At 48.6% G+C, this 21,797-nt stretch carries 21 protein-coding genes; 14 read left to right on the top strand and 7 right to left on the bottom strand.

Going from position 1 to position 21,797, the window contains the following annotated elements; translation table 11 throughout:
• The first annotated feature begins 12 nt into the window (after nt 1–12).
• Nucleotides 13–579: a cytochrome c oxidase assembly protein gene (locus KDK13_RS17885; RefSeq protein WP_257286353.1), complete on the top strand. Its 567-nt coding sequence runs from the start codon at nt 13–15 to the stop codon at nt 577–579.
• A gap of 71 nt (nt 580–650) precedes the next feature.
• The gene (locus KDK13_RS17880) at nt 651–1,541 is read left to right on the top strand and encodes a cytochrome c oxidase subunit 3 (RefSeq protein ID WP_257286360.1); all 891 of its coding nucleotides are present in this window, start codon (nt 651–653) and stop codon (nt 1,539–1,541) included.
• Here KDK13_RS17880 and KDK13_RS17875 read toward each other — a convergent pair.
• Complete coding sequence (locus KDK13_RS17875) at nt 1,538–1,753, bottom strand: DUF2909 domain-containing protein (protein WP_209200335.1); 216 nt, start codon at nt 1,751–1,753, stop codon at nt 1,538–1,540. The two genes, KDK13_RS17880 and KDK13_RS17875, sit on opposite strands and share 4 nt — an antisense overlap.
• A gap of 90 nt (nt 1,754–1,843) precedes the next feature.
• Between KDK13_RS17875 and KDK13_RS17870 the strand changes: the two genes are divergently transcribed.
• From KDK13_RS17870 to KDK13_RS17850, 5 genes are all read left to right on the top strand, one after another.
• Nucleotides 1,844–2,560: an SURF1 family protein gene (locus KDK13_RS17870; RefSeq protein ID WP_257286352.1), complete on the top strand. Its 717-nt coding sequence runs from the start codon at nt 1,844–1,846 to the stop codon at nt 2,558–2,560.
• A gap of 7 nt (nt 2,561–2,567) precedes the next feature.
• Nucleotides 2,568–3,152 carry a hypothetical protein gene (locus tag KDK13_RS17865; RefSeq protein ID WP_257286351.1) on the top strand — a complete coding sequence of 195 codons (585 nt, stop codon included), beginning with the start codon at nt 2,568–2,570 and terminating at the stop codon, nt 3,150–3,152.
• A gap of 99 nt (nt 3,153–3,251) precedes the next feature.
• On the top strand, nt 3,252–4,325 hold the full coding sequence (locus KDK13_RS17860) for a heme A synthase (protein WP_257286350.1): 1,074 nt from the start codon (nt 3,252–3,254) through the stop codon (nt 4,323–4,325).
• A 2-nt stretch (nt 4,326–4,327) separates the two neighbouring features.
• On the top strand, nt 4,328–5,230 hold the full coding sequence (cyoE, locus tag KDK13_RS17855; RefSeq protein ID WP_257286349.1) for a heme o synthase: 903 nt from the start codon (nt 4,328–4,330) through the stop codon (nt 5,228–5,230).
• Between the two features lie 9 nt (nt 5,231–5,239).
• Entirely contained in the window at nt 5,240–5,896 is a 657-nt protein-coding gene (locus KDK13_RS17850) for an SCO family protein (protein WP_257286348.1), read from the top strand.
• Nucleotides 5,897–5,973: 77 nt separating this feature from the next.
• Here KDK13_RS17850 and gmk read toward each other — a convergent pair whose 3' ends face one another.
• Both gmk and KDK13_RS17840 read right to left on the bottom strand, forming a co-directional pair.
• Complete coding sequence (gmk, locus tag KDK13_RS17845; RefSeq protein WP_257286347.1) at nt 5,974–6,588, bottom strand: guanylate kinase; 615 nt, start codon at nt 6,586–6,588, stop codon at nt 5,974–5,976.
• 71 nt (nt 6,589–6,659) lie between these two features.
• Nucleotides 6,660–7,529 (bottom strand): YicC/YloC family endoribonuclease, encoded by an 870-nt coding sequence (locus KDK13_RS17840; protein ID WP_257286346.1) that lies wholly within the window; start codon nt 7,527–7,529, stop codon nt 6,660–6,662.
• 262 nt (nt 7,530–7,791) lie between these two features.
• On the opposite strand from KDK13_RS17840, the gene rph reads away from it, so the two are divergent.
• A complete protein-coding gene (gene rph / locus KDK13_RS17835; protein WP_257286345.1) occupies nt 7,792–8,508 on the top strand; it encodes a ribonuclease PH in 717 nt (238 codons plus the stop codon).
• 83 nt (nt 8,509–8,591) lie between these two features.
• A complete protein-coding gene (locus KDK13_RS17830) occupies nt 8,592–9,179 on the top strand; it encodes an ATP-binding protein (protein WP_257286344.1) in 588 nt (195 codons plus the stop codon).
• Nucleotides 9,180–9,274: 95 nt separating this feature from the next.
• Here the strand turns inward: KDK13_RS17830 and KDK13_RS17825 are convergent, their stop codons facing one another.
• The 3 genes from KDK13_RS17825 to KDK13_RS17815 form a co-directional block, all read right to left on the bottom strand.
• Nucleotides 9,275–10,711 carry a hypothetical protein gene (locus KDK13_RS17825; protein ID WP_257286343.1) on the bottom strand — a complete coding sequence of 479 codons (1,437 nt, stop codon included), beginning with the start codon at nt 10,709–10,711 and terminating at the stop codon, nt 9,275–9,277.
• A gap of 27 nt (nt 10,712–10,738) precedes the next feature.
• Entirely contained in the window at nt 10,739–12,187 is a 1,449-nt protein-coding gene (locus KDK13_RS17820) for a hypothetical protein (RefSeq protein ID WP_257286342.1), read from the bottom strand.
• A gap of 320 nt (nt 12,188–12,507) precedes the next feature.
• A complete protein-coding gene (locus tag KDK13_RS17815) occupies nt 12,508–13,281 on the bottom strand; it encodes an exodeoxyribonuclease III (protein WP_257286341.1) in 774 nt (257 codons plus the stop codon).
• An 841-nt stretch (nt 13,282–14,122) separates the two neighbouring features.
• Here KDK13_RS17815 and trxA point away from each other — a divergent pair.
• The 5 genes from trxA (at nt 14,123) to KDK13_RS17790 (ending at nt 19,280) form a co-directional block, all read left to right on the top strand.
• Nucleotides 14,123–14,446 carry a thioredoxin TrxA gene (trxA, locus tag KDK13_RS17810; protein ID WP_257286340.1) on the top strand — a complete coding sequence of 108 codons (324 nt, stop codon included), beginning with the start codon at nt 14,123–14,125 and terminating at the stop codon, nt 14,444–14,446.
• 348 nt (nt 14,447–14,794) lie between these two features.
• A complete protein-coding gene (gene rho, locus KDK13_RS17805) occupies nt 14,795–16,054 on the top strand; it encodes a transcription termination factor Rho (protein ID WP_101745328.1) in 1,260 nt (419 codons plus the stop codon).
• A 169-nt stretch (nt 16,055–16,223) separates the two neighbouring features.
• On the top strand, nt 16,224–17,693 hold the full coding sequence (gene ubiD / locus KDK13_RS17800; RefSeq protein WP_257286339.1) for a 4-hydroxy-3-polyprenylbenzoate decarboxylase: 1,470 nt from the start codon (nt 16,224–16,226) through the stop codon (nt 17,691–17,693).
• Between the two features lie 51 nt (nt 17,694–17,744).
• Nucleotides 17,745–18,473, top strand: coding sequence for a hypothetical protein (locus KDK13_RS17795; protein WP_257286338.1), 729 nt, complete (start codon nt 17,745–17,747; stop codon nt 18,471–18,473).
• Nucleotides 18,474–18,632: 159 nt separating this feature from the next.
• A complete protein-coding gene (locus KDK13_RS17790; protein ID WP_257286337.1) occupies nt 18,633–19,280 on the top strand; it encodes a TetR/AcrR family transcriptional regulator in 648 nt (215 codons plus the stop codon).
• 103 nt (nt 19,281–19,383) lie between these two features.
• Here the strand turns inward: KDK13_RS17790 and parC are convergent, their stop codons facing one another.
• Nucleotides 19,384–21,639 (bottom strand): DNA topoisomerase IV subunit A, encoded by a 2,256-nt coding sequence (gene parC, locus KDK13_RS17785; RefSeq protein ID WP_257286336.1) that lies wholly within the window; start codon nt 21,637–21,639, stop codon nt 19,384–19,386.
• Between the last annotated feature and the right edge of the window lie 158 nt (nt 21,640–21,797).

The following is a 21,797-nucleotide window of genomic DNA, read 5'->3' as shown; positions in this document are numbered from 1 at the left end:
ACAGGAGTCAGTATGAGTGAACTGGATAGAGAAGAGAAACCTGAAGCCATTGAGCGTTCAACTCGTCGCACTCTCATTCGCTCCATACTCGTCGCATGTGGCATGTTCGCTTTTGGTTTCGCCATGGTGCCGCTGTACAACGTGTTCTGTCAGGTGACTGGCCTGAATGGCAAAACGGATCCTGACCCCTATATGTACAAGGCTGAAGAAGCCAGGGTGGATACCAGTCGTGATATTAAGGTGCAGTTTGTCGCCACAAAAAATGCAGGTATGAGTTGGGACTTCTATCCCAGTACTCCCCAGGTAACTGTTCATCCCGGTGAACCGGGATTGCTGAACTTTGTAGCGAAAAATCCTACAGGCAAAACAATAGTGGGTCAGGCTATTCCCAGTGTGACACCGTTTGAAGCGACCAATTTTCTGCATAAGGTTGAGTGTTTTTGTTTTACCACTCAGACCCTGGAGCCATGGGAAGAAAAAGTGATGCCGCTGCGGATTATCGTCGATCAGGCACTGCCGAAGCATATAAAAAAGCTAACCTTGTCTTACACGCTGTTTGATGTAACCCATTTGAACTGAATTTTTTTTGAAGATTGTTCGGGAGAAAAGACGTACTCCCTGCCAGATCAGGAGAGGTGAAAGAAAGTATTATGGCTACCGAAGGTACCTACTACGTTCCGGCCCAGAGTAAATGGCCAATCATTGCGTCTATTGGACTTTTTCTAACCCTGCTCGGTGCCGGCATGATGATGAATGACATGACCGCCGGTGTTAAGGACTCCAGTGCACACTATGTATTTTACGCCGGTGGCCTGATTATGGCCTGGATGCTGTTTGGCTGGTTTGGCAATGTCATTCAGGAGTCCCGTGCCGGGCTTTACAGTGCACAGATGGACCGAACATTCCGCTGGGGCATGTTCTGGTTTATTTTTTCCGAAGTGATGTTTTTCGCCGCATTGTTTGGAACCCTGTTCTATGTTCGGGTTCTGGCTGTCCCCTGGCTCGCCGGTGAGGGTGAAGGGGCGATGACCCACGAAATGCTCTGGCCAGACTTTACTGCGGGCTGGCCACTGATGGTGAATCCGGACAATGAGCTTTTTGTTGGCGCTGCCGATGTGGTTGATCCTTTCCACTTGCCACTGTTGAACACGCTGCTGCTGGTTGCTTCCAGCATTACACTGACACTGGCACACCACGCACTGCGGGCTAATGATCGCTACAAGATAAAGCTGTGGTTGATCCTGACGCTGGTCCTCGGTACTGCATTCCTGTTTTTCCAGGTTGAAGAGTACATTGAAGCCTATAACGAACTGGGTTTGACCCTCAGTGCGGGCATTTATGGCTCAACCTTCTTTCTGTTAACCGGTTTCCACGGTGCTCATGTAACCCTGGGAGCCATTATGCTGGCGGTGATGTTGGTGCGGGTTTATCAGGGGCATTTTGAAGCGGATAACCACTTTGCCTTTGAAGCCGCCAGCTGGTACTGGCACTTCGTAGACGTGGTCTGGGTTGGGCTGTTTATCTTCGTTTACCTGATTTAACGATATAACCAGGGCGCCTGGCTGTGGATATCTCCATGAAGCCAGGCGGCGACAATAATCACCATAATCAAAACGGTCAGACCGATACGGACTTTCAGAGAATTCAGCAGTTTTGGCGAGCTCTTTTTCTCAGTCAGCAAAAAATAAAAGCCGGTACCCAGACTGATAACCACGGCAATAAAAAGAACAATAACGACGAGTTTTATCCACATATTTCTGGCTCAAGAAAGTTATCCACAAGACAAGTTCCTGAGATGAACTCAGTTTTTTTCACACAATAGCATAGAAAGACCGTTCACCTGATGTTTGTATTCAGATTGAAATTGACCCTGTTGGTTATTGCCATCCTGCCAGTATTGGTGATTTTAGGCTTCTGGCAGCTATCACGCTACGAGCAGAAGTTGACGCTGGAACAGGCTTATGAGTCCCGGCATGGCCTTGAGCCATCCTCACTTTCCCGGGTTCAACGTCACGAAGACCCTTTGTACCTGCCTTTTACGGTGAGTGGCCGGTTTGATCCGGATCGATACTTTCTGCTGGATAACCAGGTGTTTCAGGGAGAGGCCGGATATGAGCTGTTCATGCCGTTTCTGACGGATGGCGGCGAGTGGTTATTGATTGACAGGGGCTGGATTGTCGGTGGTGACCGGGAACGGCTGCCAGGAGTGACGACGGATCCTGGGCATCTGGTACTGACCGGCTTTGCGTATAAGCCCCTAGGTAAACCCTTTATGCTGGCAGAAGATATCTGGGAAGAGGGCTGGCCCAAACGCATTCAGGCATTTGACCCGTTGAAAATATCGGAAGCCATCGAGAGCGAAACTCCGGATTTTTACATGATACTCAGAGCTGGTCAGCCAGGCGCTGAACAGATTCGCCCAATGGTGATTAAACTGAAATCAGAGCGGCACCTGGGCTATGCCTTCCAGTGGTTTGCCATGGCACTGGTCCTGATCCTGCTTTATGGGTTCCAGATAATTCGTACCGGTAAGAACCACAAGAACCAGCATGACGTGTGAGGTGATCATGACCAAGACAACAATGAATAAGAACCGGCTACAGCTTGGCCTTGTCATTCTGATCCCATCCATTGCCATGGGGCTGGCCTGGATTATGTACTTTACCGGGGCATGGATACCTGAAGGCAGAACCAATAAAGGCGAGCTTTTATTACCACCGGCCCAGTTTTCTGCATTGCATCTTCAGGATGGAGAAAAACTCGTCGATGCAGCAGAAACAGAAGGCCTCTGGCGAGTAGTGGTGTTTGGCAGTGCCCGTTGCGAAGAATCTGAGTGCGTAGAAAGCCTTTATAAAACCCGCCAGGTACATATTGCGCTGGGAAAAGAGTCTGAACGGGTCACCCGATTTTATATTGCGCCAGAACAACCGGTGCCCTCCTCTGAACTGGAAACCGAGCACCCGGGAGTTTACTGGCTGAACGCGGACAAAAACCATGTTCAAACCGCGCTCGGTCTGAAGCACTGGCCAGAGAACCGTATTTTTATCATTGATCCGCTGGGTAATCTGATCATGGGATACCGGGTGGATCAACCCGGAGGTGATGTGCTGAACGATCTGAAAAAGCTGCTGAAAGCATCCAATATCGGTTAATGGGTACTAAATGATTATTGAATCATTGCCTTTTGTTTAATTTGGTATTTTTTGGTTAATAAAGGGTTGGTAATGGGTAGTCAACTCAGTGGAGCGGTTATGAAGAAAAAAGGATTTTACCTGGCTCTGATCGCCACGTTGCTGGCAAGCATCGTGGTTGGTATAGGTGCCTATACAAGGCTGGTGCATGCCGGTCTGGGTTGCCCTGACTGGCCGGGTTGTTATGGTTTTCTGACCGTGCCGGATACTCAGCAGGAGATTGCCCATGCCGAGTCGCTCTTTCCGGAGGCTCCGGTTGAAGTTGATAAGGGTTGGGCAGAGATGATCCACCGTTATGTGGCTGGCACCCTGATGCTCCTGGTGCTGATGATTGTTATTCAGGCGTTCAGAAACCGGCGTGAGCCGGGTCAGCCGTTCAAGCTGCCTGTTCTGATCCTTGCATTGATTACTCTGCAGGCCGCTTTTGGTATGTGGACCGTCACACTAAAACTGTGGCCTCAGGTTGTAACTGCTCATTTGCTGGGCGGTTTTGCCACCTTCAGTTTGTTGTTTCTCTTAACGTTGAGGTTGTCCGGCGTGCATCGCGAAAAGGTGCCGGATAAGCCGTTCTTGTTCCTGAAGTGGCTGGCGGTATTAAGCCTGCTGGTGGTGGTTGGTCAGGTCAGCCTTGGCGGGTGGACCAGTTCTAACTATGCCGCGCTTGCCTGTCCGGATCTGCCGATGTGTCAGGGGCAATGGTTGCCACCCATGAATTTTGAGGAGGGGTTTGATGTCGGGCAGGATATCGGTCCGAATTACCTGGGTGGGCAGCTGCATGCTGACGCCAGAACCGCCATACATTTTGCTCACAGAGTAGGGGCAATGCTGACAGTAGTATTACTGACGTTGCAAATGCTTATTGCGCTCAGGGTGTCTTTCAGGGTTGGCGGTTCTGAAGGGTCAACGGTTCGAAAACTGATGCTACTGGTTATGGTTATGTTGACGGTCCAGGTGGCTCTTGGCCTGAGCAATATCATCTGGAGCCTGCCGTTGAGCATTGCCGTAGCCCATAACCTGGGTGGTGCCTTATTGTTGTTATCACTGGTGGCCTATAACTACTTCTTATTCGGCGGTGCTCTTAAGAAAAGTGGTTTGAACAACAGTTTGCAGGATTTGCAGGAAAGAGAGGGCTGAGCATGAGTCAAAGTAATGTATTACCGGCAGGGAGAGCCCATTGGCGGGACTATCTTGAGCTGACCAAGCCGAAGGTGGTGGCGCTGATGATCCTGACATCGGTTATTGGTATGTATCTGGCGACACCCGGTTGGGTGCCTCTGGATATTCTGTTCTTTGGTAACCTGGGGATCGCTCTTTGTGCGGGTGCCGCAGCGGTGATTAATCATGTGGTTGACCGACGGATCGATACGGTGATGGCGAGAACCCATAATCGCCCGGTGGCTACCGGTCGGGTTGAACCGCTCCAGGCGGTCATTTTCGCCTTTTTTATCGGCTCCATCGGAATGGTCATGCTGTTTGTGCTGGTTAACCCTCTGACCGCCTGGCTGACATTTGCCTCCCTGATGGGCTATGCGGTGGTATATACGCTGATTCTTAAACGGGCAACGCCACAGAATATCGTTATTGGTGGTTTGGCCGGGGCGGCCCCTCCCCTGCTCGGCTGGACGGCCGTAACCGGGCACTTTGAAGGCCATGGCCTGTTGCTGGTACTGATTATTTTTGCCTGGACACCCCCCCACTTCTGGGCCCTGGCGATCCATCGCAAGGAGGAGTATGCCAAAGCGGATGTTCCCATGTTGCCGGTCACCCATGGCGAGGCGTACACCAAACTGCATATTCTGCTCTATACCCTGATTATGTTTGTGGTCACCATGCTGCCATTTTTGACGGGGATGAGTGGGGTGATCTATCTGGTGGGTGCAACCCTTCTGGGCGCACGTTTTTTATACTGGTCGGTTGTTCTGCTCCGTGGCAGCAGAGCCGATGCTGCCATTAAGACCTTCAGGTTTTCGATTACCTATTTGATGCTGTTATTTGTGGTATTGCTGGTGGACCACTATTCAATTTATCTCTGGATATAAGGAGTACCTGTGGACACAGAAAGGAGTAAGGCGGTGAAGAAAACGGTCACGATTTTACTGGCAGCCGTCGCTGTTGTGCTTGGGGTTACGGCGAATAAATTCATCAACAAGCCAGCTTTATCCAAAGAGCAGCTGCAGCAGATGGGTGCGGTGGTATTTGAAACACCCCGGGCTTTCACCATGGAAGGGCTGGTTGACCATAACGGCCAGCCATTTGTTGCAGACAATCTTAAGGGACGCTGGAGTCTGGTCTATTTCGGTTTTACCTTCTGCCCTGATATCTGTCCGGCCACGCTCAGTCAGTTAAATAAACTGGATGCTCTGCTTAAAGAAAAGTCACCGGGTCTGGCTAAAGAGTTGCAGTACCTCATGGTGACGGTGGACCCACGAAGAGACACGCCTGAAAAGCTGAAAGGCTATGTGCCCTACTTTAATAAGGACTTCAAGGGCGTAACCGGAGAAATTGCCAGCATTTATAACCTGGCGGTTCAGATGAATGTCCCGTTTACCCCGGTGGTTGATCCTGAGGATGAGTTTTACCTGGTGGATCACGGTGCCAACCTGGCCTTGATTAATCCGCAAGGGCATTATCATGGGTTTATACGGCCACCATTGGAACCCAATAAGCTGATGGCTGCGCTGCAAAGTATTGATAAGATTTATTGATTCTTAATAAATGTCACATGAAGCCCTGAAGTATCTGGTCGATAGCCTGCAGGAACCAGGCTACTGACCTGTTTGCCTTACTGTATCAGCCCCTTGATCAAGTCTTCCTTGTAATGCTGCATCCAATTGATCGACAGGCGCTGGCTTCGAATAATGGTCTGCAGATCCCGTAAGGCAAGATCAAACTCATCATTGATGACCAGGTAGTCAAACTCACCATAATGGGACATTTCATCAACCGCCTGAGACATACGCCTTTCGATAATCGAAAGGTCATCGGTAGCCCGACCGATCAACCGTTCCCTGAGAGCATCAAGGGAAGGTGGCAGAATAAAGATTGAAACGGCATCCGGCAACAAATAGCGCACCTGTTGTGCTCCCTGCCAGTCAATCTCCAGAATAACATCTTCACCTTTATTCAACTGTTCACGAACCCAATGTGCTGAGGTTCCATAATAATTACCAAAGACTTCTGCATGCTCAAGAAACATGCCTTTGTGCAACATGTCCTGGAAGCCTTCTACAGAAGTAAAGTGGTAGTTTACACCATCCTGTTCTCCGGGTCGGATACCCCGGGTTGTATGAGAAACCGACACTCGCACATGTGGCGTGGATTCAACCATCGCCTTGACCAGGCTGGTCTTTCCAGCGCCGGAAGGGGCAGCAATAATGTAAAGTTTGCCAATATTCATGAACACTCCAGGGAAGTTTCCCTGTTATTTACCATAAAACAAAAATAACGTGTTGATTACATTGTGTTTTCTTATTCAATATTCTGGACCTGCTCGCGCATTTGCTCAATAAAGACCTTGAGGTTTACTGCGCTCTGGGTAAGGCCTGCATGAATTGATTTGGAAGACAGGGTATTTGCCTCCCGGTTAAGCTCCTGCATCAGAAAATCCAGTCGGCGCCCTACCGCTCCCTGCCCAGGATTGTTGAGGGTTCTGCGCACCTCAGCTATATGCGTTTCCAAGCGGTCCAGCTCCTCATCAACATCCATCTTCTGAGCCAGCATCACCATTTCCTGCTCCAGCCTCTCCGGATTTAACTCCTGTTTTGCTTCAGAGAGCCGGTCAAGAATTTTCTCACGCTGGTTTTGCAGAATTTCTGGCAGCAACACACGAAGCTGCAGAACCTCATCGCCCATTTTATCCAACCGGGCCTCTATGAAAGACTGAAGTTCCTGCCCTTCCCGCTGTCTCATCTCGTTAAGTTGGATCAGCGCTTTGTTAAACCCTTTTATAGCAGCCTGATGAACAACGGCCATTTCAGTTTCCTCTGTACTCTGCACGCCGGGCCATAGCAGAACCTCAAGAGGATTGACGGGGGCAACCTGAGAAAAATGGGTCTCAACCTCACGGACAGCCAGTTGCAGTTTTTCCAGCAGGGCACGATTCAGGTCAAGCACCTGCTCTTTGTCAATCAGCTGATATTTAAGGCTGCATTCAAGCTTGCCTCTCTTCAATTGCTTTCGAATCAGTTCTCTCAATGCAGGCTCGATCTCCCGAGTCTGTTCAGTAAGACGGAAGTGGGGCTCAAGGTAACGATGGTTAACAGATCGAATCTCCCATACCAGGCTTCCCCAATCCTCCTGTATCTGGACACGGGCGAATGCAGTCATGCTGGACGTCATGAAATACTCTTTAATCGATAGGCTAATAAAAAGTCATTATTTCAGAAGTTTATCTACAAAATAAACCGATGGGATAAGATTTTGATAAAAACTATAGTACTTTAAAACTTATTGCTTGAGTGTATGTCATTGATTTAACAACACTGTATCAATATAGCGACCTGATTATCCAAACTGTATTTTCCCGAAAACCCGCCAAGCAGTTATAATTCCGCAAATTTCGCAGTGCTTAAGCTTTTTCAGACATACCAAGGTAATCCAAATGCGCCCTAGTGGAAGAACGGCAGACCAATTACGTGATGTAAAAATCACCCGCAACTACACCAAACACGCAGAAGGATCTGTGCTCGTTGAGTTTGGAGATACCAAAGTCATCTGTACAGCGTCGGTGGAACGCGGTGTCCCCCGTTTTCTCAAAGGAACCGGCCAGGGCTGGATCACCGCCGAGTACGGTATGTTACCCCGGTCCACCACAGAACGAATGGGAAGGGAAGCCTCCAGAGGCAAGCAGGGGGGCAGGACACTCGAGATTCAACGCCTGATCGGCCGTGCTTTGCGTGCTGCGGTAGACATGAAAAAGCTCGGGGAAAACACCATCAATATTGATTGTGATGTGATTCAGGCCGACGGTGGCACACGCACTGCCTCGATTACCGGAGCCTGTGTGGCACTGGTTGATGCGTTGCGCCACATGCAGGAGAAGAAAATGGTCAAAAGTGACCCTTTCCTGCATCTGATTGCCGCCGTTTCCGTGGGTATTTACAAAGGCAGTCCGGTTCTTGACCTCGATTATCCTGAGGACTCCAGTGCTGAAACGGACATGAATGTTGTGATGACCGATGCTGGTGGGTTTATCGAAGTTCAGGGAACTGCTGAAGCCGCCCCTTTCAGTCAGAATGAAATGCTGGCCATGATGGCTTTGGCACGATCCGGTATTGAGGAAATTATTGAGTTACAGAAAAAAGCGTTAGCAGAATGACACTTTACGGCCTGACCTTTTACCTGAGCTATTTTTAATAGAACCCGGCTATATGCCGGGTTCTTACTCTACAGGCAGGCAGTATGATTATTTCTCTCATTGGTTCCCATGGAACGGGTAAAACAACGCTCTGTAACTCTCTGGTGAAAGCATTGGGGAGTGAATGGTCAGTTTTCAGTGATTATTATCGGAAAATCGCCAAACACCTGCATTATAAGACCCCCCGTGATGCAGTCGTTGAAGATCTGGCTATCCGTCAGGTCACCTCAACAGCCATGGCCGGGTCGGCCCTGGGGGCCATGCTTGAGTGGACAGAGAACCTGAAAGGTCATGGCATTATCGATACCGGTCCTCCCTCATTACTTGCCTACCACCGATATTGGCTGAATGCATGTGATACCCCTATCAGCCCTTATATGCTCAAGCTGGCCAGCGCCATTAGCCAGAAAATTGATGCTTATTGCTACCTGCCAACCGGGAAAATTGCACTGGAGAATGACGGCGTTCGCAGCGACGATGCCATTTTTCAGAAAGATATTGATCAGTGGGTACTCTGTAACAGCGCCGTTCCCGGAATATCTGAAAAAAAGATCCTCATGCTGGAAAGTACTGATCTTGAAAAAAGAACCGACGAATGTCTGCAAATGATCCGAGGCTTCATCAGAACATAACGGAACATTAACCTTTTTTGATTAATTGATGTCTTACAGACCCTGAATCAACTTCACGAACGCTTATTATTACGGGAAAGAACCCAGTTTCCTGTTTACTCTGCCGGGCGCGCCACTTTACCGGATTGCGGAACCGTATTGTTGGTCGTTGCCAGTCGTTTTCGAGCAACGTCGCTGGAGTTAACGTTAGATTCAGAGGCACCACTGAGGTCGTTTTTCCGATAATATTCCGGAGCGTATCGGGGAGTAATCCCCAATTTTTGACGGTACGATGGGGTGTTAAGCATCCTGAAAAAGTTTGTATTCGGTACATACGTCAATTGTCTAACACATTCTTTGATCCATTCATCCTCCTCTACCGGAGTGTGCCTTCCCGGCAACTCTGATCGGGCTTTGGCGCTTTGCAACCGGGCATTGCGTAAACTTTCCCAGGATATCATCACCTGTTGGCTTTTCTGATTCGGCCCGACAAAACTGTGTGCGCTCTGACAACTGTCGATCATGAACAGCATGGCTTCGGGATCAAGACCAAAATCTGCCAGGCTATTCCAGAATTCATACGTGAGCTGCAAATAAAACAGGCATGCAATAGGGGCGGGTATGGGGATATTGGCGTGATGCCGGGTCAACGCTGTTCTGAGGATTTGTTTGTCACCATCTGCCAATATGCCAGCGGCACGTTGATCATTCAGAATCATGTTGACCAGCCTTGAGTCAGGGTCGGTCATTTGTGCCAGCGCCAGGGCCATTTTTGCCTGCAGTTTAGCTCGTCTTTCCTGCACCCTGGGTTCATCACCCGGAATCGTTCTGTTAGCTTCAATGCCAATGATGGTTTGTGGTGAACTCAGGTCAAATAACCGGGGTGTCCGGGGGTATAGACCCAGTGTATTCTGATAGGCTAACTGATGTCTGAACAGACTGAGTGCCTGGGTTGTCTTTTCAACGGCTGCATCGTCAACAAACAGTGACTGGTTTTCCAGGATATATGTATTGATCGCCTCTTTTCGGTCAGTGACCAGGTTTTCCCCCGGAATGGTGATTCGCTTTGTTTCATAAAGCAGATTTTTCTTCAGGCATGTGGATGCCTCTTTATTCCATCCCTCCGCCATCAGGGTTTGCAGACTGTTAATACAATCACCCAAATATTGAAGTTCGCCTCCTTCAAGTCTGCCCGTCATTTTACTGGTGGGCATTTGCACATTGATGGCTGTGGCGAGGGCGCATTCTGCAATCAATCTTTTGCCCTGTCCGCTGGAAACGCATTCGGATAAGCCATATTTATCCAGTAACGTATTCTCAATCAAAGGAAAATTAATTAATGACGCATTGGTGTGGATAATTGTGATTTTTCGGGACAGCTCTTCTCTGCATACTTTGGTCCTATGGTGAGGCCAATGGCCGTTATACAAATGCTGGGGAGCGGCAAGTTTCACCTCCCTTCCAAGGTGGTTGATGGAACCCGTTTCTGTTTGCGTGGCTACATCCTGAGTCTGGAGGCAGATTGGCTGAACGGGTTTGGGTAGAATATTCATGGTAACCGGTATATTAATCGTTTCTGGCTACTCTGTCGGACGCGTCATTTTACTGGGGTGCAGGGCAGTATCGTCGGTAGTCGCTGGCCGTTTTCGAACAACGTTGCCGACGTCTTCGATAGCGTCAGAACCTGAAGCACCACTGAGTTCATTATTCCGACGATATTCCGGAGCGTACCGGGGGGTAATCCCCAGTTTCTGACTGTACGATGGGGTGTTAAGTACCCTGAAAAAGTTTGTATTCGGTACATACGTCAGTTGTTTATCAAATTCTTTGATCCATTCAGGTTTTTCCCCTCCATGAGTGAGCGTGGACGGCAACTCTGATGTGGCTTTGCCACTTTGCCACCAGGCATGGCATAAAAGTTCCCAGGAGATCTTCACCTGTTGGATTTTCTGATTCGGTTTAACGAGATTATGCATATTCAGGCAGCCATAGATCATGGAAACCATTGCTTTGGGATCCAGGCCTAAAGATATGAGGCTATTAGGGAATTCACACCTTAGCAGGTAATAAAACAGGCATGCTGCGGGACTGGGTATGGGCATATTGCCGTGGTGATCAGTCAGTGCTGTTCTGAGTATTTTTTTGGCGTCATCTGCCAGCATGCCAGCGGCACGTTTATCATCCAGAATCATATTGATCAGCGCTGAGTCAGGTGTGGTCATTTGAGCCAGTACCAGGGTCATTTTTTCCTGCAGGTCATCTCGTTGTTCTTTCACGCGGGGCTCATCACCCGGAAATATTCTGTTAGCCTCAATGTCGATAATGGTTTGTGGGGAAGTCAGGTCGAATAGTTGGGGTGTCCTGGGGTATATTCCCAGCGCATTCTGATAGGCTAACTGATCCCGGTAAAGGTTGAGCCCTTGAACAGTTTGTTCAGCTGCTGCATCGTTAACAAACAGTGCCTGGTTTTCCTCCAGAATATATTTCTTGAGTGCAGCTTCCCGGTCAGCGCTCAGGCTTTGGCCCGGGATGGTGATTCGCGTTATTTCATAAAACAGGTTTTTCTTCAGGCATTCGGCTGCGTCTTTGTCCCATCCCTCTGACATCAGGGTTTCCAGACTGTTAATACAATCACCCAGATATTGAAGATATCCTCCTTCAAGTCTGCCCTCCGTTTTACCGGTAGGCATTTGCACATTAATGGTTCTGGCGATGGCACACTCTGCAATAAATCTTTTGCCTTGCTCATTGGCAATGCATCCGAATAAATCGTATTTGCCCAGTAAAGTATTCTCAATCAATGGAAAATTAATCAATGACGCATTGGTTCGGATAATTTCGATTTTCCGGGACAGCTCCTTCTCACAGACTTCGGTCCTTTGGTCAGGCGAACGGTTGCTATATAAGTAATAGGGAGCATTTAGTTTAATCTCCCTTCCGAGGTCGTTTGTGGCGCTTGTTTCTGTTTGTATGGCTACATCCCGAGTCTGGGCGCCAGGGAAGAATGACTGAATGGGTAGAGTATTCATGGAAATTGGCACTCCTGATTTAGCCGGTCAGCAGTTTTTTGTACTGTGTCATTGACCATGCGTCTATCAGGAAGTTCAGTAGAATGAGTTACCGGTTAACTCATGGCAGAGTGATTGCATCGGGATAACCGGTTTAATAGCAGAAGTGAATAAATATAGAACTTCCAACGACTCAAGTCCGAAGTTTTCTTCAAGCATGAAAAAAGGAGATCGCCAGATTGGTTGACGCTCTCCTTTTTTCAGCCTTTTTTCAGCCTTTCTAAAAAAAAAGCTCCCATATATCCGGGAACAAAACGATCAATCAGGGACCGTAAATAGTGTCAGAAACCCAGTTCCCAGTCATAATCAATGATGACCGGTGCATGGGATGAAAATACCTGGCCCTTGTAGATACCGCCATTCAGCACACGGTGACGCATGCCCGGAGTGATGATCTGGTAGTCGATGCGCATGCCAACATTATCATGGCGCAGGTACTCATCTTTCCACCAGCTGTATTTGCCAGCTTCCCGGTCAACCTCACGGTAAGCATCAAAGAAGCCCATATCGCCCAGCAAACCTTCCATCCAGCCACGCTCGGCCTGATTGAAGCCAGAGACCTCCTGGGCATCACGCCAGTTAGCCACATCAATCTTGCGGTGCGCAATGTTCCAGGTACCGCACATAAGAAACTCACGGCGCTTACGACGTTGCTTGCTCAAGTGATGCGAATAGCCATCCAGGAAACGGTACTTGAAGTTAAGACTTTCTTCATTATCACCTTCCGGTACGTACAGGCTGACAATGCTGATCTTGTCAAAGTCTGCCTGGAGGTAGCGGCCGGTTTCATCAACTTCAGGAATCCCGAGACCACTGATTATTGCCTTCGGAGCATGACGGGTATAGATGGCTACACCACCACGCCCAGTCCTGTTGTAACCACTGAAAGCATAACCAAAATAGCCATCAAGAAAATACTGATCCTCAATCACCTGCTCGTCTTCACGAGTATCCTGCAGACAGATAAGGTCAGCATCCTGCTCCAAGAGCCAGTCAAACAGGCCTTTTTCTCGTGCGTTTTTAATGCCTTCGCAATTTAAACTGATAACTCTCATCGAATACACCTTACCAGGCCGTTTACGCGCCCTGGCATCAAGCTTGTTACCTCGGCAAGACAGTAACCGGAAAAACAGAAACTGAAGACCTGCAAAACCATATGAGCAAATCTCAGCCCGGGAAGCAGATACGCTGCTTGGCCAGTAAGAGCCAGGATGAACGACGGCTAAAGTCTAAGCTTTTCAAGGATACGGTTACTCAACCGGGATTAACCCTGCATCAACTGTACGACAGAGTTGGTAAGAGCCCTCATCCCCATTATAAGGCATGATTAACGTTCTTATGGTACGGTTGAACACAGAAACTTCTGAATTATATCGGACAAATGATAACGGGTCGCCTCCCGTATGTTTATCCGCATAAATCCGGTCTCTTCTAAAAAAGCCTGTAGTTCTGACGAAGTTACACCTGACAGTTTCCGTAATTTCACACCTGCTGATCAGGATGGAACCAGACAGGTGGGGTGTTTTTTTAAAATCAGGCTGACAGTCGTCCCGAGGCAAGGTAAAAGGCCTGGTTGAGATGAAGGCTTTGAACTACAGTTCTTTCGCGCATGACGATTGTCTGCGTTACCTGCTGAGCAGTCAACGAAACGTCAACAGGCTTTGGGGCAAAGCTGCGTAACAGGTAAAAAAAGCCTGTCTCATGGGGCAATCTTATAAGCCTCCTCCATTTATGACATTTTCATAGAAAAAAAAGCCACAAAATTCCATGAATCAGGCATAATAAGTTAGTTCCGGGCCAGTGATACCTTTTGGCAGTCAATTTGGCATGCCCTCGGTCAAGGCTCCTGAGTTTACTTTAAACACTTTTAAGTACAATGGTTAGGAGATCCACTCCATGAGCGAAATTGTCAAAGTGACAGATGACTCCTTCGAAGACGTGGTGCTGAAGGCGGAAGGTCCGGTGCTGGTTGACTATTGGGCGGAATGGTGTGGTCCTTGCAAAATGATTGCGCCCGTTCTTGATGAAATTGCCCAGGATTACGATGGAAAACTGACCGTCTGCAAACTGAATATTGATGAGAATGAAGCCACTCCACCAAAATACGGTGTGCGTGGTATTCCTACGCTGATGCTGTTCAAGGGTGGCAACGTGGAAGCTACGAAAGTGGGTGCCCTGTCTAAATCTCAGCTGACAGCATTTTTGGACAGTAATCTGTAATTGCTGTTCTGAGGTGATTACTGATGATGGGTGGCTGTAACGGACAGTTGCAGCCATCCGTCTGGTTCCAATTCCCATGCCCTTCCATTTAATTTTTAAATCAATTCAGTTGACGAAGCCTTAATTCTTGATTATTTTCCAGAAAAGGATATAGACTGTAATTACACAGGGCTGTCAGGAGTCTTCTGACCTCAGGGATATGGCCCAGACAGGGCAGCCGTTATAAACACTCGCAGGCATCAATCAATACTTAGCTGTCCTTTATCATAATAAGCCAAACACTTTCTGATCTTCCTGCAAAGACAACGGCCACTTACCTTTCAATTTAACATTCGCAAACTACTGGTTATGCATCTTACCGAACTGAAGAAAAAGTCTGTTCCTGAACTTCTGGCGATAGCGAATGAAATGGGTCTTGAAAACCTTGCCCGTTCCAGGAAGCAGGATGTAATTTTCACCATACTTAAACGCCATGCACGCAGTGGTGAGGACATTTATGGTGATGGTGTTCTGGAAATTCTCCAGGATGGTTTTGGTTTTCTCCGTTCCGCTGATAGTTCCTATCTGGCGGGACCTGACGATATTTATGTGTCCCCAAGTCAGATTCGCCGATTCAATCTGAGAACGGGTGATACGATTTCCGGGAAAATTCGTCCACCTAAGGAGGGAGAAAGATATTTTGCCCTCCTCAAGGTGAATGAAATCAATTTTGACCAACCCGAAAATGCCCGCAATAAAATCCTTTTTGAAAACCTGACGCCATTATTTCCTCAAGATCGTCTCACTATGGAGATGGGAAATGGTGCAACGGAGGATTTAACCGCTCGAATTATCGACCTGGTCGCCCCTATCGGCAAAGGTCAGCGCGGCCTGATCGTGTCTCCTCCTAAAGCGGGTAAGACACTGATGCTGCAGAATATTGCGGCAAACATTACCCGTAACAATCCGGAGTGCTACCTGATTGTTCTGCTGATTGATGAGCGTCCGGAAGAAGTAACGGAAATGTCCCGGTCTGTGCGCGGCGAAGTTGTGGCCTCTACCTTTGATGAGCCTCCTTCCCGTCACGTGCAGGTTGCCGAGATGGTACTGGAAAAAGCCAAGCGTCTGGTTGAGCACAAGAAAGATGTTGTTATTCTGCTGGACTCCATTACCCGTCTGGCCCGTGCTTACAACACCGTGATTCCCTCTTCCGGTAAGGTGCTTACGGGTGGTGTTGATGCTCACGCTCTTGAGCGTCCGAAGCGTTTCTTTGGTGCTGCCCGTAACATTGAAGAGGGGGGGAGTCTGACCATTCTGGCTACCGCACTGGTCGATACTGGCTCCAAAATGGATGAGGTCATCTTTGAGGAATTCAAGGGTACCGGTAATATGGAACTTCATCTTGACCGTCGGGCGGCAGAAAAGCGGGTATTCCCGGCGATTGGTATCAACAAATCAGGTACTCGTCGTGAAGACCTGCTGACCACCGAAGAAGAGCTTCAGCGGATGTGGATTCTTCGTAAAATCCTGCACCCAATGGATGAAATTCAGGCGATTGAGTTCCTGCTGGATCGGATGAAGCACACCAAGACGAATGAAGAGTTCTTCCAATCCATGAAGCGGAAGTAATTTTTATTCCTTCAGGAAAGACTGTGAGAAGGATGCAGAGTTATCACCATCACAGTCTTTGCCCGGGAGTTAGACCAAAAGCTTCCTGCAAGCCTGTTTCTACCAATTCGACCCTCATAACCAGACCGCAAAAATCTCTTTATCATCTGTTTCAACAGAAGAAGTATTCATGAAATACAAGGATCTCCGGGACTTTATTGACCAGCTGGAAAAACAGGGTGAGCTCAAGCGCATCAAGTATGAAGTTGACCCGGTCCTGGAAATGACTGAAATCTGTGATCGAACCCTGAAAAAAGGGGGCCCTGCCCTATTGTTTGAAAATCCCAAAGGCTTCGATATGCCAGTGCTGGGGAACCTGTTTGGCACGCAGAAGCGGGTTGCCCTGGGGATGGGGCAGACGGATATCAGCGCATTGAGAGACGTTGGCGAGCTGTTGGCATACCTTAAAGAGCCGGATCCCCCGAAAGGCTTGAGAGATGCCATCGAAAAGCTTCCTCTGTTCAGACAGGTGCTGAACATGGCACCAAAGATGGTTAAATCAGCACCTTGCCAGGAAGTCATACTGGAAGGTGATGACATTGATTTGACCCGGCTGCCCATTCAGACCTGCTGGCCCGGTGATGCGGCACCCTTGATCACCTGGCCCCTGGTGATTACCCGTGGTCCGGAAAAAGAGCGTCAGAACCTGGGCATTTATCGTCAGCAGCTGCTTGGCAAGAATAAAGTCATCATGCGCTGGCTGTCTCATCGAGGGGGAGCTCTTGACTTCAGGGACTGGCAGAAAAAATACCCGGATACCCCTTTTCCGGTATCCGTGGCTTTAGGCGCTGACCCTGCGACCATCCTCGGTGCTGTGACACCGGTCCCGGACTCATTATCAGAGTATGCTTTTGCCGGTTTGTTAAGGGGCAGTAAAACCGAGTTAACCAAAAGTCGCACGAATGATCTGCAGGTGCCTGCCAGTGCCGAGATTGTTCTTGAAGGTTTTATCTACCCCGGGGAGATGGCGGATGAGGGTCCGTACGGTGACCATACCGGCTATTACAACGAGGTTGAGTCATTCCCGGTATTTACCGTTGAATGCGTGACCCACCGACGTAACCCCATCTACCACAGCACCCATACCGGGCGCCCACCGGATGAACCGGCAATACTGGGATTGGCTTTTAACGAAATATTTGTCCCCATTCTCAAGAAGCAGTTTCCTGAAATTGTTGATTTTTATTTGCCGCCAGAGGGTTGCTCTTATCGGCTGGCAGTCGTTACCATGCGTAAAGAGTATCCGGGGCATGCCAAGCGGGTTATGCTCAGTGTCTGGTCATTCCTTCGACAGTTTATGTACACCAAGTTTGTGATTGTCACCGATGATGATGTCAATGCCAGGGACTGGAATGATGTGATATGGGCGATGACTACCCGTATGGACCCGAAAAGAGACTCCGTCTTCATTGACAACACGCCCATTGATTACCTGGATTTTGCTTCTCCCGTTGCCGGTCTGGGATCAAAGGTTGGCTTTGATGCCACCAGCAAGTGGGAAGGTGAAACCAGCCGGGAATGGGGAACAGCCATTTCGATGACAGATGCCATTAAACACCGGGTTGATGATATTTGGGATCAGCTTGGCATTGATGAGTAACGTAGCTTCAGGGGATTCCTGAAGTTTTGAGCTATAGAGGTAGCGGTATTCGTGCAGATCAACCAAGTTTCCACTCAGTCCTGCCAGGTTTCAGATCTTCAGTTGTTATCAGAAGGCGTTTACCGCGTCATCCTCAAGCCTCATCAGGGCTATATCCCTGACTATCGGGCAGGGCAGTATCTTGAGATTCTCCTGGCTGGTGGCGAAGCCAGCGCGTTTTCGATAGCCTGTCCCCCGGTTCCCATGCAAGTGGAGCTGGAGTTACATATTCAAAAGTTACCTTCCAGTGCCAATTCCATTAAGTTATTCAATGAGCTTGAACAGGGCAGCGTGTCAATCAGAATGCCAAAAGGCCAATGCTTTCTTGAAAGCATTCCCGATAGACCTCTGGTGTTTATCGCCGCAGGTACTGGATTTGCCCAGATGAAAAGTATGATTGAGTTCTCACTGAACAAGCCAGGGCATAAAGAAATCTACCTGTACTGGGGAGCCCGTTCGCCAGAAGGGTTTTATATGCCCAATCTTCCCATCCACTGGGCTTCTTCCCAATTTCACTACCACCCTGTGGTCAGTGATGTTCCCGGAGAAGATAGCTGGAAAGGTCGGCAGGGGCTTTTGTTTGAAGCCGTTATAGACGACAAAAATCTTTTCCCTGACAGTGAAATCTTTATCAGTGGATCTCCACAGATGGTTTATGCAACGTTTGATGCTCTGCGGGCAGAAAATTTCAAGGCCGAGAATATTCACTCAGATGTCTTTGAATATGCACCAAGATCCTGATAACGCTTGATTACATCGAAAGTGGATAATTCACGTGGCTTAATAAAAACGACAGTATTTTTTATTTGATTACTGTCGTTTTTTATCAAGCCGTGGAAAAAGCCCGTCCCTTGTCTATATTCAAATCGAGTATAATCAATGCAAGGTACGGTATTCAGTATGCAACCATTACCCTCAAAAACAGATCAGGCAGGATTAAAAAATAGTCGGGTCCGGCAGAAAAACATTCAAATTATTCTTCAAGCTGCAGAAGATGAGTTCGTAGCCAGCGGGTTTAAGGGAGCGTCCATTCGTGATATTGCCCATCGAGCCGGTTTGCCAAAAGCGAATGTGCATTACTATTTCAATAGTAAGGTTGAGCTATACGGTGCTGTGCTCAATCACATTATGGAGCTATGGCAGTCTGTCTTCAGTGGTCTTAACCCCGATGATGATCCTGCGACGGCATTAAGGCAATTCATCAGGGCCAAAATGAAATATGTACTGGCTCACTCAAACGCATCCCGCATTTTCAGTAGTGAAATATTGCATGGTGGGCAGCATATTAAAGACCATTTACAACCGTTTAATGACTGGATTCAGGAAAAATCCGAGGTTATTAACGGTTGGATTGCACAGGGTAAGATGAGGCCGGTTGATCCTGTTCATCTTTTATTTTCCATCTGGGCAACGACTCAGTACTACGTCGACTATGGACCCCAGGTTGCTTCTGTCCTGGGCAAAGAGGATCTTGATGCCGAGGACGTAGAAGCTTATACAGAAAGTGTCTGCCAGATGATACTGGGTGGCTGTGGAATCAATAACTAAAACAATTTTTCATAATTTTCTGTTGACGATCACATTCTTCCACGGGGGAAGGTCATCAAGCCTTGAAAGGCTTATCCGAAAAGACGTTTGAAAATTCTGCAGGTTACCCTGCAGAAACCACTTCAATCCTATCCACTTTCTGAAAGCCCCTGGGAAGCTTGTTGCCACGCCTCCCTCTCTCACCACGGTAATGCTCAAGGTCTGTGGCTTTTAGAGTGACATGTCGTTTGCCTGCAAAGAGTGTCAGCGTATCACCATCATTGATGATGGCAAGCTGAGTCATGAGCTCGCTTCTCTCGGCTGCACGTGCTGAGGCAATATTAATAATTTTATTGCCTTTCCCCCGGCCAAGCTTTGGCAGATCCTGCAATGGGAATACTAACATTCTTCCTTCATTGGTGATGGCTGCCAGCATTGGGTTGTTGCCGATTACCGGTATTGGTGTCAGTACATGGGCATTTTTAGGCAGTGTCAGCAGGGTTTTTCCGGCCTTATTTTTGCTGACCATATCGGAAAATTGAGCAATAAAGCCATAACCGGCATCACTGGCCAGCAGATAGCAGTCGCTGGCATCACCAACACACAAGCCTTCAAAGGTTGCGCCCGAGGGAGGGCTGACTCGTCCCGTCAATGGCTCTCCCTGACCTCGTGCAGAAGGAAGCGTATGGGTCAGAACGGAGTAGGTTCGCCCGGTAGAATCGAGAAAAACTGAAGTCTGATTGCTTCGCCCTTTTGCAGATAAACGGTAACCGTCGCCAGATTTATAGTTAAGCGTCAATGGGTCAACATCATGACCTTTGGCACAACGTACCCAGCCTTTGTTTGAAAGTACTACAGTAACAGACTCAGAGATCATAAGATCGGTTTGAGATAATGCCTGGGCTTCAGATCTTACGACGATAGGAGAACGACGGTCATCGCCAAAACTTTCTGCATCCGCCTTGATCTCTTTCTTAATAAGCGTCTTAAGGCGTTTTTCTGACCCTAGGGTCAGCTCAAGTGAATTGCGCTCCCGCTCCAGACCGTCCTGTTCTGCGCGAATCTTTACTTCTTCGAGTTTGGCCAGATGCCGCAATTTGAGGTCGAGGATGGCTTCGGCCTGAATGTCAGAAAGGCCAAAGCGCTCCATAAGAATAGTTTTTGGCTTATCTTCTGTGCGGATAACGTCGATGATTTCATCAATATTCAAAAAGGCGATCATCAAACCTGCAAGAATATGAAGTCTGCTGAGCACTTTATCCAGCCGGTGTTGTAAACGACGACGTACCGTTTCACTCCGCCAGGCAAGCCACTCACCCAGCATTTTGTCGAGTGCTTTAACCTGTGGGCGTCCATCAACACCGATCATGTTCATATTGACCCTGTAGGTTTTTTCCAGATCCGTCGTGGCAAACAGGTGGTTCATCAGGCTGTCAATATTTACCCGGTTGGACTTGGGAACAATAACCAGGCGAGTCGGATTCTCATGGTCGGATTCATCGCGCAGGTCTGCGACCATTGGCAGCTTCTTGGCCTGCATCTGCGCTGCAATCTGCTCAAGAACCTTTGCACCCGATGCCTGATGTGGCAGTGCCGTCACGACAACATCACCACCCTCCTGCTGGTAGACAGCCCGCATTCTCAGGGATCCCCTGCCCTGCTCATACATTTTGATCAGGTCTGGCCGAGGGGTAATCAGCTCGGCTTCCGTTGGAAAGTCAGGCCCCTGAATATGTTCGCAAAGCTCTGCAACGCCTGCTTTTGGGTTCTCCAACAGGTGAATACAGGCGTTGGCCACTTCACGAAGGTTATGAGGTGGAATGTCGGTTGCCATACCGACGGCAATACCCGTGGTTCCATTGAGCAGAAGGTTGGGCAAGCGGGCCGGAAGTATGGATGGCTCTTCCAGTGTTCCGTCAAAGTTTGGCACCCAGTCCACCGTTCCCTGGCCGAGCTCTCCCAGTAATGAGTCAGCGTATTTAGTGAGGCGGGACTCGGTATAACGCATGGCGGCAAACGATTTGGGGTCGTCCGGTGAGCCCCAGTTTCCCTGCCCGTCGACCAGCGGGTAGCGATAGGAAAAAGGTTGTGCCATCAACACCATGGCTTCGTAACAGGCGCTGTCACCATGGGGATGAAATTTACCGAGCACATCACCCACGGTACGGGCGGACTTTTTGAACTTGGCGGTATTTTTCAAGCCAAGCTCGCTCATTGCATAGATAATGCGTCGTTGGACCGGTTTGAGGCCATCCCCGATGTGAGGCAGCGCACGATCCAGAATCACGTACATGGAGTAATTCAGGTACGCGTTCTCGGTATACGCTCTCAGGGACTGACGCTCAACTCCATCGTCGCCAATAATGATCTGCTCCGCCATGCTTAAACCTGTTTCAGGACTCTGACAATCAATCCGTCATCATAGCAAGTATCCTTCTTGTTCTAAAAGTGATGGTACAGAATCATGGTAAGGATTGTTGGTAATATGGACTGATCAGTTGCTAACCGTATGATTTCCTATGGCCAGCTACTCAAATG

Origin of the sequence: Endozoicomonas sp. SESOKO1 (genome assembly GCF_024606265.1) — a bacterium.
Lineage (GTDB): Bacteria > Pseudomonadota > Gammaproteobacteria > Pseudomonadales > Endozoicomonadaceae > Endozoicomonas.
The sequence above is the reverse complement of the archived record's forward strand: the minus strand, read 5'-3'. Positions and strand labels throughout refer to the sequence as shown.

Excerpts from the sequence above, each read along its gene's own strand:
- KDK13_RS17885 (WP_257286353.1), top strand. The coding sequence starts at position 13 with ATGAGTGAACTGGATAGAGAAGAGAAACCTGAAGCCATTGAGCGTTCA.
- KDK13_RS17870 (WP_257286352.1), top strand. The coding sequence starts at position 1,844 with ATGTTTGTATTCAGATTGAAATTGACCCTGTTGGTTATTGCCATCCTG.
- KDK13_RS17815 (WP_257286341.1), bottom strand. The coding sequence starts at position 13,281 with ATGAGAGTTATCAGTTTAAATTGCGAAGGCATTAAAAACGCACGAGAA.
- cyoE (WP_257286349.1), top strand. The coding sequence starts at position 4,328 with ATGAGTCAAAGTAATGTATTACCGGCAGGGAGAGCCCATTGGCGGGAC.
- trxA (WP_257286340.1), top strand. The coding sequence starts at position 14,123 with ATGAGCGAAATTGTCAAAGTGACAGATGACTCCTTCGAAGACGTGGTG.
- KDK13_RS17865 (WP_257286351.1), top strand. The coding sequence starts at position 2,568 with ATGACCAAGACAACAATGAATAAGAACCGGCTACAGCTTGGCCTTGTC.
- KDK13_RS17820 (WP_257286342.1), bottom strand. The coding sequence starts at position 12,187 with ATGAATACTCTACCCATTCAGTCATTCTTCCCTGGCGCCCAGACTCGG.
- gmk (WP_257286347.1), bottom strand. The coding sequence starts at position 6,588 with ATGAATATTGGCAAACTTTACATTATTGCTGCCCCTTCCGGCGCTGGA.
- ubiD (WP_257286339.1), top strand. The coding sequence starts at position 16,224 with ATGAAATACAAGGATCTCCGGGACTTTATTGACCAGCTGGAAAAACAG.
- KDK13_RS17830 (WP_257286344.1), top strand. The coding sequence starts at position 8,592 with ATGATTATTTCTCTCATTGGTTCCCATGGAACGGGTAAAACAACGCTC.
- rph (WP_257286345.1), top strand. The coding sequence starts at position 7,792 with ATGCGCCCTAGTGGAAGAACGGCAGACCAATTACGTGATGTAAAAATC.
- KDK13_RS17825 (WP_257286343.1), bottom strand. The coding sequence starts at position 10,711 with ATGAATATTCTACCCAAACCCGTTCAGCCAATCTGCCTCCAGACTCAG.
- KDK13_RS17875 (WP_209200335.1), bottom strand. The coding sequence starts at position 1,753 with ATGTGGATAAAACTCGTCGTTATTGTTCTTTTTATTGCCGTGGTTATC.
- parC (WP_257286336.1), bottom strand. The coding sequence starts at position 21,639 with ATGGCGGAGCAGATCATTATTGGCGACGATGGAGTTGAGCGTCAGTCC.
- KDK13_RS17790 (WP_257286337.1), top strand. The coding sequence starts at position 18,633 with ATGCAACCATTACCCTCAAAAACAGATCAGGCAGGATTAAAAAATAGT.
- rho (WP_101745328.1), top strand. The coding sequence starts at position 14,795 with ATGCATCTTACCGAACTGAAGAAAAAGTCTGTTCCTGAACTTCTGGCG.
- KDK13_RS17860 (WP_257286350.1), top strand. The coding sequence starts at position 3,252 with ATGAAGAAAAAAGGATTTTACCTGGCTCTGATCGCCACGTTGCTGGCA.
- KDK13_RS17840 (WP_257286346.1), bottom strand. The coding sequence starts at position 7,529 with ATGACGTCCAGCATGACTGCATTCGCCCGTGTCCAGATACAGGAGGAT.
- KDK13_RS17880 (WP_257286360.1), top strand. The coding sequence starts at position 651 with ATGGCTACCGAAGGTACCTACTACGTTCCGGCCCAGAGTAAATGGCCA.